This is a genomic window from Pantoea agglomerans NBRC 102470 (genome assembly GCF_001598475.1).
Lineage (GTDB): Bacteria > Pseudomonadota > Gammaproteobacteria > Enterobacterales > Enterobacteriaceae > Pantoea > Pantoea agglomerans.
Genome location: NZ_BCZA01000003.1, coordinates 63,364 through 76,060, shown reverse-complemented (window position 1 = coordinate 76,060; position 12,697 = coordinate 63,364). Strand labels below are relative to the sequence as shown.

The 12,697-nt window shown below is 56.6% G+C and carries 6 protein-coding genes; 3 read left to right on the top strand and 3 right to left on the bottom strand.

Annotated features, from left to right (window positions below):
* Positions 1 to 204: 204 nt before the first annotated feature.
* Positions 205 to 2,652 (top strand): DUF3772 domain-containing protein, encoded by a 2,448-nt coding sequence (locus PAG01S_RS06465; protein ID WP_045140614.1) that lies wholly within the window; start codon positions 205 to 207, stop codon positions 2,650 to 2,652.
* A 454-nt stretch (positions 2,653 to 3,106) separates the two neighbouring features.
* Here PAG01S_RS06465 and PAG01S_RS06460 read toward each other — a convergent pair whose 3' ends face one another.
* The 3 genes from PAG01S_RS06460 to dld all read right to left on the bottom strand — a co-directional run bounded on the left by PAG01S_RS06460 (position 3,107) and on the right by dld (position 9,198).
* A complete protein-coding gene (locus tag PAG01S_RS06460; RefSeq protein ID WP_062758117.1) occupies positions 3,107 to 5,758 on the bottom strand; it encodes a beta-N-acetylhexosaminidase in 2,652 nt (883 codons plus the stop codon).
* Positions 5,759 to 5,806: 48 nt separating this feature from the next.
* Positions 5,807 to 7,204, bottom strand: coding sequence for a chitoporin ChiP (gene chiP, locus PAG01S_RS06455; RefSeq protein WP_062758115.1), 1,398 nt, complete (start codon positions 7,202 to 7,204; stop codon positions 5,807 to 5,809).
* A gap of 290 nt (positions 7,205 to 7,494) precedes the next feature.
* Entirely contained in the window at positions 7,495 to 9,198 is a 1,704-nt protein-coding gene (gene dld, locus PAG01S_RS06450) for a D-lactate dehydrogenase (protein WP_010260312.1), read from the bottom strand.
* 155 nt (positions 9,199 to 9,353) lie between these two features.
* On the opposite strand from dld, the gene bglX reads away from it, so the two are divergent.
* Both bglX and PAG01S_RS06440 read left to right on the top strand, forming a co-directional pair.
* Positions 9,354 to 11,651: a beta-glucosidase BglX gene (gene bglX / locus PAG01S_RS06445; RefSeq protein WP_062758113.1), complete on the top strand. Its 2,298-nt coding sequence runs from the start codon at positions 9,354 to 9,356 to the stop codon at positions 11,649 to 11,651.
* 96 nt (positions 11,652 to 11,747) lie between these two features.
* Positions 11,748 to 12,623, top strand: coding sequence for an oxygenase MpaB family protein (locus PAG01S_RS06440; RefSeq protein WP_061901640.1), 876 nt, complete (start codon positions 11,748 to 11,750; stop codon positions 12,621 to 12,623).
* Positions 12,624 to 12,697: the final 74 nt, after the last annotated feature.

Genomic DNA, 12,697 nt, shown 5'->3' with positions numbered 1-12,697 from the left:
GCGGACACTGGCATTATCTGCAGGCTGAGCGGGTATCCGGGATGGTGCAGGCAGAGGCGTACAGCGATTTTCACGCCTCTGTCTGCACCGAATTAGCCCGAAAAATGCCCGTTATTCCTATATTGCCATCCCTTGCAAAGCCCTACACTACGCGCGACTGGCGAGGGACGATCGCCTGATTTAAGCTGCCGGAATCTTACTCATATGTTTAAGCTACGATCCTTTTTTGCATTGTTAATGCTGGCGCTGGTGGCATTTGCCCCGGCGCTGACGCTGGCCGCGGATGATAAGGCCAGTGCTGCTCAGGAACAGGATGCTCCGCCGAAGCTGAATGCTGCGGTTGAACTGCCGAAAATGCAGAAGATCCTCGATAAAATCAAAAGTCAGGTCTCCGTTGATGCTGGCGAAAACAAGCTGACTCAGCTGAATGAAATGGCGCTTGAGCTCTCAGGCAGTGCCGACACGCTGGGCCAGGCGCTGCTCCCCGATCGCCAGCAACTGGAAGCCCAGTTGCAGGTTCTGGGGCCGGCACCTAAAGCCGACAGCGGCGTAAAAGAGACGTCGGAAGTGACGCGCAAGCGTAACGCGCTGGAGAGTCAGAAAAGCAAACTCGACGACCAGATCAAACAGGCCGAAGGCATTAAAAATGGCGCGCTGATGCTCTCCTCGCAGATTGTTAACCTGCGCCGCGATCAGCTGAAAAGCCAGCTGGCGCTGAACTCCGGCACCATTCTGGGGCCGCGCTTCTGGTCACCGCTGCTCAATAGTCAGGATCTGGATGGCGAGAAAATCGGTGAATTCCTGCAGGAGTTGCAGGACACTGCGGCACTTTCATGGGAGCCGGGCTGGCGCGTGGGCAGTGTCTTCTGGCTGCTGGCTGCGATGCTGGTGATGACGGCTGGCCGTCGTTACAGCGAAGAGTTTCTGGCCTGGATTAGCATTCACAAACTGCCGGAAGGGAAGCTGCGCCGCAGTTTCCTGGCGGCAGCGATAGCCCTGACCACCCTGGTGGCTGTCGTCCTCACCTTTAACTTTATCGCCCTGGCCTTTACCCGCCGTGATGAGGTTTCTGAAAACGTTCAGGACTTTGTGGATCAACTGGTTCGGCTCAGTGTCTTTTGTGGCCTGATTGCCGGACTGGGACGCGCTTTCCTCTCTACCCGTCGACCCAGCTGGCGTTTACCGACCATCTCCAATGAAGTGGCGATGGCGTTAAAACCGTTTCCACCGATTACCGCCGTGCTGGTCTTTATCTTCCAGACGGTCGAAGCGTTTAACTACAGCGTCGGCACCAGCCTGAATACCACCATTTTTGCCAACGGGCTGACGGCACTGCTGATTGGTACTACCGCGCTGGCGATCAGCATGCGCACCAACCGGGTTCGTCGCCGTATGACACAGGCGGGCACACCACCGGAGGCCCGTTCTACGCTGGTCGGACTGATCCAGATGGGCCTGACGCTGACCGGCATCGCCATTCTGGTGTCGCTGCTCATCGGTTACGTCACGCTGGCGCGCTTTCTGAGTTATGAAGTGATCTGGTGCGGCCTGCTGTTTGGTTCGTTCTACTTCCTCAGTCATCTGCTCAACGATGGCTGTGAGAGCCTGTTCTCGACCAGTAACGCAACCGGTCGCCGCATTCAGAGTTCGCTTAACATCAATGAGCGTCATCTGCAGCAAACGGCTACGTTGCTGACGGCCATCGGTAAAACCTTCCTGGTGCTGGTTGTGGCGCTGGCGCTGGTCAACGGGACCTTTGCCTCTTCAACGCCGATTGAACTGCTGCAAAAAGTGATTGAGTTCTGGGGCGGTAAAGGGCTTGAATCCCTGAATATCGTCCCGGCGCATATGGTGAATGCGATTATCTGCCTGATCGTCGGCATCTATGTGCTGCGAACGGTGCGCCGCTGGCTCGACACTGATTTCCTGCCGAAAACCACCATGGATGTGGGCATGCGGGTGTCGCTGGTGACGCTGTTCAGCAACATCGGTTATGTACTGGTCATCCTGCTGACGTTGTCGATCATGGGTCTGCAATGGAATAAGCTGGCCTGGATCGTCAGTGCCTTGTCGGTAGGTATCGGTTTTGGCTTACAGGAGATTGTGAAGAACTTTATCTCGGGGCTGATTCTGTTGACCGAGCGGCCAGTGAAGGTTGGCGATCTGGTGAGCATCAGCGGTATCGAAGGGGATATCCGCCGGATTAACGTGCGCGCCACCGAGATCCAGCTGGGCGATAAATCCACGGTGATTGTGCCGAACTCGCAGTTTATCTCGCAGAACGTGCGAAATGCCACCATGGGTAATGCGCAGGGGGTGGTCACGATTACGCTGACGTTCCCGCTCGACATCGATCCGGCGAAAGTGCGCGATATTCTGCTGGAGGTCTACAACGAAAATGAACGCATTCTGGAGACGCCAGAGCCATCCGTTTCGTTTAAAGATCTGACTCAGCAGGGAATTATACTGAGCGTCACCGGTAACGTGGCGGGTCAGCGCCAGATCGCAGGGGCGAAGAGCGATCTGCTGTTCGATATTCTGACGCGTCTGCGTAAAGAGGGCATCCTGCTCTCCACACCGCAAACCATGATTATCGAGCGCCGTCAGCAGATGGCGGGTGCGGAGCCGGTCCCCGAAGAGAAGCTGGTTTAGGTGTGAAAGGGCCGACTGCTGTCTAATGCTGATCAGTTAAGATCAGATTTGTAAAGGCTGCCACGGTCAAACGTGGCAGCTTTTTTTCTGGGCGAGCGAGCAACAGCGGCGCTCAGGCCTTCACTATCGTGCCCTTTTTAACAATACACACTGAAGTTTCAGAGCAGGCTGGGGCCGGGCAGGGGCAGGTAATCCGCAGCGCTGAACAGAATGAGTCTGCCAGGAGAGCCCGCAGGACGCGGGCGAAAGGCGGGGCGGCACAGGATGTGCCATCCCCGGCAGTCCGTCAGGCTGGCGAATGAAGTGAAGGAACCGCGCAGCGGCGCGAGGACCGCCAGCCCCTGCCCGGCACCAGACTGCGTTATCCCCTGTCGCTTAACTGACTGCCATTAGACTTCTGTCGGCCTTTTTCATATTCAAACGCTGGCTTCTCAGCCCGTTCTCACTTCGCTTTCTACAGGGATTCAACGCGGCTTGTGTGCTGCCCGTCGCGGCTCACCGAGCGAATTGCCACCGTACCGCTGACCTGCGGTGGTCTGGTGGCATCGTAGCGCTGCCAGTTTGTGCCCTTGTCCAGGCTGTACTCCAGCGTAACGCCCGGTAAGGCCACATTCATCGACAGGATGCCATCAACGATTCTGGCTCCCGGCACCGGCAGGCGATAATCGATGCCCGCCTTATCCAGCTTCGCCAGTTCCCGCTGTCCCAGCAGATTGGCAAATCGCTGCCAGTCATTAAGGCGTGCCTGCTGATCGACGAGATGGGTTTTGCCCCCCGCATACTCCTGACCCGCCTTGTAATCCTGCTCCCAGCTGGCGCGGTGCCAGCTTCGTTCCGCTACTGCAAACAGGCGAGGGTAGATCATGTGCTCCATTTGAGCATCAGTGCGCACCGTTTCGCTCCACAGCTGGGCCGAAATGCCGTAAGCACCGCTCCAGGGCTTCTCTGATTTGGCGCTGAAAAAGTTGCCGTCGCGATCCACCGAGGTTTCAGCATTCTGCGGCAGGTTGTCCGGCGCGAAGCCAAAGATTTTGCGCTCGTCGTTGAAGCGTGTGCCCCAGTAATAACCGCGTTCCAGCGGGTTAACTTCATATGGAAAATCCAGATAGAGATAGTCGGGGCTGGAGATCACCACGTCGTAACCTTTCTGTGACCAGTCACTGGCTGTGTCAAAACCGCCCCAGTAGAGGGTGTCCCAGAAGTTGACCGCGACGCGCGGTGTGGCAAAGGCTGCTGAATCTTTGGCATGTTTTAAACCATCCTGCCAGGCCTGCATTTTGCCAATACCGTGCCGGTTAACAATGTCACTGACGGTCAGGGCAAAGTAGCTCGGCAGGTGCGCCAGATCGTCCACTTTGCCGCTCTTCACCAGCGCCTGACAAACCTGCGATTTCGCCCACGGCAGATCTTCTTTACTCCAGTCGCGCAGACCGGTGCCCGGTTTAGGGTCGCGTTTATCCGAGTAGCCAGCGCCCAGCCGGATATTCTTCGCTTCGTCACCGCCAAAATGCCAGACGCCGAGCGGCTGTCCCGCTTCCCGGTGCATCGCCTGAACTTCACCGATCACTTTATCGACAAACCGCTGTGAACCCGCAATGCAGGGATTGAGATAGCTGGTGCGGTCATAGAGCTGCACCGAGGTAGTATTGGAGTCGTCGGTGGGATCGATCAGGCGATACGCGCTGGCCTGTTCAGCTTCTCCCTCCTTCATCAGCCGCTGATAGCGTGCTTCCATGGCGATGACGGCGGCACGGGCATGGGCGGGCATATCGATTTCCGGGATCACCTGGATGTGACGGGCCTGGGCATACTTCACAATCTCGATGTAGTCGGCACGACTGAAATAGCCGCTGCCGTTGTTATCGCTGAACGGACCGGAACCGAGCTGCGGCAGCAGGCAGTGCTGTTCGCTCAGGTCATGGCAGCGCTTAGCCCCCACGTCAGTCAGTTCCGGTAAGCCAGGAATCTCAATCCGCCAGCCCTCATCGTCACTGAGGTGAAAGTGGAAGCGGTTCATCTTCCAGGCCGCCATCTGATCAAGCAGCCGCATGACCGCCTGTTTACTGTGAAAGTTACGGGCAACGTCGAGAAACGCGCCGCGATAGGCAAAGCGGGGCGAGTCATGGGCTTCCAGCGTGGCAATACGCGGCGCGCCTTCTGTAGGGATCAGCGAGAGAATCGACATCAGACCATAGAACGCACCGGCAGCATCGTAGCCCACCACGATGGCACGGCGAGGGGTGATATCCAGATCGTATGCGCCCGGTTTAGCCTGTTTGCCGCTGAAGTGACCCGGTTTGATCTGCGTCCTGATGGCAAATCCATCAGCCGCTTCTTTCAGGCCGAGCAGGGTCAGACGCTGCTTCACCGCCTCACCGGTTTCACGGGTCAGCCCGGTCAGAGACAGACTGACGCCACGGCTGAGATCGGCATCCTGCGGACGCAGTTTTACCGCAAGCGGCGTGGGTGTGATTTGACCGCGCAGCGCGGAGGCGGGCAGGGTGGCAACATCGCTGTTTTTATCAAACCGGCTGGCGGGTTGCATCAGGATATTCCGGTCATCGGCACTGCGTCGCCAGTTATCCCCTAGCGGCAACACAAACTGGCTGGGATCTTCATGATCGGTGCTGGCAATAATTTTGGGGGTGGCCTGCCCGGACGTCACATACCAGCGCGGCATCACATCCGTGGCAAACAGCTGCCAGTATTCGTTAACGATCGGAATCTGCACCGATTCGCCCGCGCCAATGCCGGTGAACTTCTCAGTCGGCTCCAGCCGGGTCAGGTCGCCGACCAGATGGGTCATTTTAAACTGTTCGTTATCGACCCGCAGCGTCTGGTGGACGTTGCTCATGTAGATTGCCCAGTGTTTATCGGTCAGGGCTGGGCCGTTATTGGTCAGGGTAATGGTGGCGCGATTGCAGGCGGCATAGTCGGCACCCAGCGCGGCGCAGTCGGTGCCATGCAGGGCGGCCTGATTATCGTTCACCTGATAAGTGACGCCAAACTGGCTGATCTGATTCACCACCTGCTGCGCTGACGAGCTGGCGTGGCCTGTGGCTGCAGCGCCCAGCAGAGTGAGCGCGATAAGGCTTAACTTAAACATATTGATTCATCCTTGCTGCTGAAGAGATATCCGGGAGTCTGCAGGGCGTCAGAACAGTGTAAACGGCACGATAACCATAAATTTGATGTCCTTCTCGTCCTGAAAAATGTTGCCGTAACCGCCGCTGTAACTGGGCAGATTGCTGTGATTGTCGTAGCGGGTGTAATGCAGTTTAAACAGGGTATCTTTGGCGCGCCCCTGCTGGATTTGATAGATCAGATCAAGGTTCCAGGCGGACTCTTTCAGCCGCTGGCTCTGGTCAACGGTGGGCAGCGTGGCGGGTCTGGCATCCCAGCCCCAGACGTACGATGCGCCCACTTTCCATCCCGCCAGTTGCCACGGCGTTAAGGCGAGCATCGCCCCGGCAAAGATCGCTTTTTCGCCATTGGCGTTCCAGTCGGAACGGGCATCCCACCAGATATCCAGTCGTCCATTGGAGCTGGCGTAGCCTGGCGTCATGCGCTGCAAAAAGAAGCCCTGATTGCCCTCTGCTTTGACCCAGCTGCCTTCGAGTCGCAGATCAACCGGGCCGACGGTATAGCCGACCGTGATCGCCTGTAACCAGGCCAGGCCGTCATAGACATCACGGGGATTAGCGGCACCGCCCGCTACTTTGTCGTGCGCCCCGTAAAACTGATAGCTGGTGTAGAGTGCATTGCCGCCGGGCGTGGCTGACCACGAGGCTTTGGCAAAATATTGATCCATATAATCCGCCGCCTGGCCAAATGCGCCCTCAAGCACCAGGTTATTCCTGAAGTCATATTTAATGCCGAACGAATGCAGGTAGCTGACAGGCGTTTTGCCATCAGCCTGACGAAAATTATATAAATCACGATACCAGGGCGCTTTATATTTGTCGCTCCACATCCAGGAGAGCGATAATGCACCGGCCTGCTGGAAATCATACAGCGCACCAATTTCGACGCCGCGATAGGTTCCGGGTAAAAAACTCCAGTGTGGCGCAATAATTGTCTGGCCGGTTGGCTGAATATAACCGGCACGCAACCAGTAATCGTTATATTTTAATTTCAGTGCGGCTTTATAAACAGAAGCACCGCCGCTGTCGCCATTCCACTTTTCATCCCAGCGGGTACGCGCCTTACTGAAGCCAATTTCATTGGGTGCGGCGGGGCCGCTGTTGGAAAGCTCAGCAGCACCGAAAATCGCGAGGTCCAGACCAATCCACTCTCCGGCATAGCCTGACTGATAGTCGAGATTACTGTTGAGCGAGGCATGATGTAAATTAGCCCGATACTGCCCCTGATATTCACTGGCGGGATCGGTGTCTCTGCGATCTCGCTGACGCTGCCAGTAAAAAACATTACCTTTAAGCGATGAGTCCTCAATAAATCCGCTGGCGTAAGCCGGTGATGAACTTATTGCAGTTAACTCTATTAATACGGTGGCTATTTCAACTAACGCTAACGCGTAATTAATTTTTCGCATGATCATTCCTCCCTGAATGAAAGCCAAATGCTTACTTACATCATTATTTTTGTGGTGATAATATATTTTTCGCGACGCGAATTATCAATTAGTAGCAGGATGTTTTGTGAGGTATTGCACAGAACCAAAGATAGAAAATAAAGAAAGTGCAATATGTTAATGAAAATTGATTTTTGATAAAGATGTTAGGTATTAGCAGGGCCGCTGCAACGGGAAGTCGGGGGGCGAACGGGCCTCCCGGTTGTTTGACAATCAGCCTGCTCAGATAAGCAGGCTGACCGATAAGGCGATTAAACCTGCTTCACCGCCCATCCCTTTTGCTTACTGGTTTTGCCAATCCCAGGATTGAAGCTGTTGGTGGGATCGAGCTGGCGATAGAACGCCGCCAGCTGCGGTTTGGCCTGATAAAGATGTCCGACGTTATGTTCAGCGGGATATTCCGCGCCCCGCGCCTGAAGAATCTCCAGCATCTGCGCTTTGAGCGCATGCACATCGACACCTTTTCTGACGATGTAATCCTGATGAAACACATGACAGAAGAAGTGACCATAGTAGAGACGATGGCTCAGCGAGGCACGGATCTCATCGGGCAGGGTTTCGAACCAGTCCGCGTCGTTACGACGCAGGGCGATATCCAGCGCCAGAATATCTTCGACCTCATCAGAATGCACCGCGTGGTAGCGCACCGCCGCACCCGCCGCTGCGAAGCGATGCAGAAAGGCGTGCGCACCTTCTTTGCCTTCACACTCGAAGAATTCGCCACCGCCTTCACGGAAGTAGTCGCGCAGATAGTTACGCGCTTCCGCCACGCCGTCGCCAGACATCTTCAGCATCAGATGGTGTTCATATTTGTCGCGATACTGCTTCATGCGTTTCGGCAGATGCGCCGGGAACAGTTTACTCAGGCGCTGCAACAGGCGATCGCTGAAGTGCGGTTTAACGAAGGAGAGTTTGCTCAGCCAGGCATCAACCCGCCCCTTCAGCGTGAAAAACAGCGGCATCTTGTCGGTGCCCAGCTTGTCGATCATCAGGAAGGTATCTTTGCCGTAGACTTCCGCAATGTCATAGATGTCGCGGTGCATATATTCGCCCGCCACCGGCAGATGGGTGAAATGCGCCAGCATGTGACGGCGAATATCGCTGAGAACACCGGGCTCGTTGGTGCCGATGTAAAACACCTGCTGCTGCGGTTCGCTGGCGAAGGTATCGAGTCGCACCGCGAAGACCGCCAGCTTCCCGGCACAACCGGAGGCTTCAAACAGGCGACGCGCATCGGCGTTATAGCGGGCGGGCGTATCCGCATCCACTTCACGAACCCGGTCGGCATATTCATGATCGGAGGCGTGACGGCCATCGTGCTGCACATCTTTGGGCTGCCAGCGGTCATCATCCAGCCGCCCCAGAATCTCTTCCGGTGACGTCCCAAGATCGATACCGAGATGGTTCACCAGCTTCAGTTTTCCCTGCGCATCAATCTGGGCAAACAGCGCCATTTCACTGTAGGCCGGTCCGCGTTTGATCAGCGATCCGCCTGAGTTATTACAGATGCCGCCCAGCACCGAGGCACCAATACAGGAGGAGCCAATCACCGAGTGGGGTTCACGCCCCAGCGGCTTTAGCGCTTTTTCCAGCTGGTAGAGTGTGCTGCCGGGGAACGCCAGCACCTGCTGGCCTTCGTCGATCAGCTGAAGCTTATCCAGCCGCAGGGTGCTGACAATCACCAGCGGACGATCGTAATCGTCGCCATGCGGCGTCGAGCCTTCGGTCAGGCCGGTATTCGCCGCCTGCATCAGGATAATGACATCGGCATTTACCAGCGTTTGCAGTACCCGCCAGAGCTCCAGCAGCGTACCGGGAAACGCCACCGCCAGCGCCTCGCCTTCGCCGGAGCGAAAGCCTTTGCGATAGCGCGCGGTCTGTTCAGGTTCAGTCAGCAGATGGGTAGGGCCGACCAGGCGGCGCAGGTCAGAAAGCAGGGCAGAGGTTTGTATCATGAGCAATTCCCTTGTCTTATCAGTGCGTCCTAACTGTAGCACGTCAACTCACCTCAACGCAGTGTGACAGCGGCAGCTACCTGCTATTCTCATCTTGTGGCACACTGCCGCCTGTTTATTCGATATTGCGCAGTTACTTAAGAGAACCCAACCTGATGAAATGGATTTACTCTGTTAGTCTCGCTGTCTCCCTCGCGATGCAACCGGCATTGGCTGAGACAGTGCCAGGTAACCACCCGATGACCGAACAGGCGCGGGATGCCTTCGTCAACCAACTGCTTAAAAAAATGACGCTGGACGAGAAGATCGGCCAGCTGCGTTTAATCAGCGTCGGACCTGATAATCCGAAAGAAGTGATTCGTGACATGATTCAGAAGAGTCAGGTTGGCGCGATTTTTAATACCGTAACCCGTCAGGATATCCGCGCGATGCAGGATCAGGCGATGCAGCTCAGCCGCCTGAAGATCCCGCTGTTTTTCGCCTACGACGTTATTCATGGTCAGCGCACCATTTTCCCGATTCCTTTGGCGCTGGCGTCGAGCTGGGATCTGGATGCGGTGAAAGAGGTGGGGCGCGTCTCTGCCTATGAAGCGGCCGACGATGGCCTGAACATGACCTGGGCGCCGATGGTGGATGTCAGCCGTGAACCGCGCTGGGGCCGTGGCTCTGAAGGCTTTGGTGAGGATACGTATCTCACCAGCGAAATGGGTCGCAGCATGGTGCAGTCGATGCAGGGCAAAAGTGCTGCCGATCGCTACAGCGTGATGACCAGCGTGAAGCACTTCGCGCTCTATGGCGCAGTTGAAGGCGGACGCGATTACAACACCGTGGATATGAGCCCGCAGCGCATGTTCCAGGACTATCTGCCGCCCTATAAAGCTTCACTGGATGCCGGCAGCGGCGGCGTGATGGTGGCGCTGAACTCGATCAATGGCGTACCCGCCACGGCGGACAGCTGGCTGCTGAAAGATCTGCTGCGCGATAAGTGGAAGTTCAAAGGCATCACCATCAGCGACCATGGCGCAATCAAAGAGCTGATCAAACATGGCGTCGCCAGCGATCCGCAGGAAGCGGTGCGCATCGCCCTGAAGTCGGGCGTCGATATGAGCATGAGCGACGAATATTACAGCAAGTATCTGCCCGCTCTGGTGAAGAGCGGCGCCGTCACCATGGCGGAGATTGATGATGCGGCGCGCCATGTGCTCAACGTCAAATATGACATGGGCCTGTTTAACGATCCCTACAGCCATTTAGGTCCGAAAGAGAGCGATCCGCAGGACACCAATGCGGAAAGCCGTCTGCACCGGGCTGAAGCGCGCGACGTCGCGCGTAAGAGCATCGTGTTGCTGAAAAACCGCCTGGAAACGCTGCCGCTGAAAAAATCGGGCACCATTGCCCTGATTGGTCCGCTGGCAGACAGCCAGCGCGACATTATGGGCAGCTGGTCCGCCGCTGGCGTGGCGAAGCAATCCGTTTCGCTGCTGCAGGGCATGCGCAATGCCACCGAAGGCAAGGCTACGCTGCTCTATGAGAAGGGCGCTAACGTCACCGACAACAAAGGGATTCAGGACTTCCTGAACCTCTATGAGCAGGCGGTTTCCGTGGATACGCGTTCACCGCAGCAGTTGATTGATGACGCGGTCGCCAAAGCGAAGCAGGCCGATGTGGTGGTTGCCGCCGTGGGCGAAGCGCAGGGTATGGCGCACGAAGCCTCCAGCCGCAGCGACCTGGTGATCCCGCCGAGCCAGCAGAAGCTGTTAGCAGCACTGAAAGCCACCGGTAAGCCGCTAGTGATTGTGCTGATGAACGGACGCCCGCTGTCAGTGGTGAATGAAGATCGGCTGGCCGATGCGATGCTGGAAACCTGGTTCAGCGGCACCGAAGGCGGCAACGCCATCGCCGATGTGCTGTTCGGCGACTACAACCCGTCGGGCAAACTGCCGGTTTCCTTCCCGCGTTCAGTGGGTCAGATTCCGATCTATTACAACCATCTGCCAACCGGTCGTCCTTACAACTTTGCTAAGCCGAACAAGTACACCTCGCACTACTACGACGCGGTTAACGGTCCGCTCTATCCGTTTGGTTACGGCCTGAGCTACACCACTTTCACCGTGTCGCCGGTAAAAATGTCCTCGCCGACTATGCCGCGTAACGGCAGCATTGAAGCCAGCGTGACCGTGACCAACAGCGGTAAACGCGATGGCGCGACGGTGGTGCAGATGTACCTCAACGATCCGGTCGCTTCCATCAGCCGTCCGGTGCAGGAGCTGCGTGGCTTTAAGCGCATCATGCTAAAAGCGGGCGAGTCGCAAACCGTGACCTTTAAAATCGACGTGGATGCGCTGAAGTTCTGGAACCAGCAGATGCAGCATGTTGCAGAACCCGGCAAATTCAACGTGATGATTGGACTCGATTCCGTTCGTACCGAGGATGGGCAGTTCAACTATTTATAACCGTCAGCCTTTCCCCTGACGTCAGGGGAAGGTGACGCGGCGCGTCGTTAGCGTCCTGCTACGGCGCGCCGCGTCATATCCACTATCAGAGCCATCATGATTAATCTGCGTGACCGCATTCAGCAGCAGGTATTTCGCCTTAACGGCCTGTCGATGAATGAATTTGACCTCTCTCAACCGCCTGGCGATCCCGGCCTGTTTGGCCCGGACAGCGTGATCTGGCGCGTCCACGGTGACTTCACCTCCATGATGTGCGGTGGGATCAGCGCGCTGCTGTTGCAGATGCTGCATCCGGCGGCGCTGGCGGGCGTCTGGGATCACTCCAATTTCCGCGAAGATATGATGGGCCGCCTGCGGCGCACCAGTCAGTTTATCGCGGTGACCACCTACGGTAATTCGCAGGATGCACAGACGCTGATCGACCGGGTGAAACGCATTCACCTGAAAGTCAGCGGCGTTGATAGCGAAGGCAAACCCTATGCCGCCAGCGATCCGCATCTGCTGACCTGGGTGCATGTGGCGGAGACCAGCCGTTTTCTGGCCGCCCATCTGCGCTACAAAAATCCACACCTCACCCGCGCCGGGCAGGATCAGTACTATCAGGAAGCGGCGCAGATTGCCGAAGCGCTGGGGGCTGAGAAGGTCCCTAAAAGCGTTGTTGATGTTGCGGATTATCTGCAACAGATGCGTTCAGAGCTGCGCTTTGATCATCGCACTGCCGAAGTAACGCGATTGCTGATGAATGCCCCTGCACCCAGCTGGCAGGCAAAACCGGTGATGAAAATCATGCTGAAGTCGGGATTCGGGCTGATGCCAGCCTGGGCGCAGGCAATGTCCGGTACTGAGATCGGCCGCTTTCAGCAGGCGATCATTGACCGGAAAATTAACGCGATTGCGGTGGGGTTAAGGTGGTCGATTCAGCGTGGTGCCTGGTATCGGGCAATGGTGCGGATGGGCAGGGATGTGGGGTGAGATGTTCACTGGTAAAAGGGTGGATTGCTTTAGCGCATAAAGGATTACTCAACCGCAGTGTTAGATATCGGGGC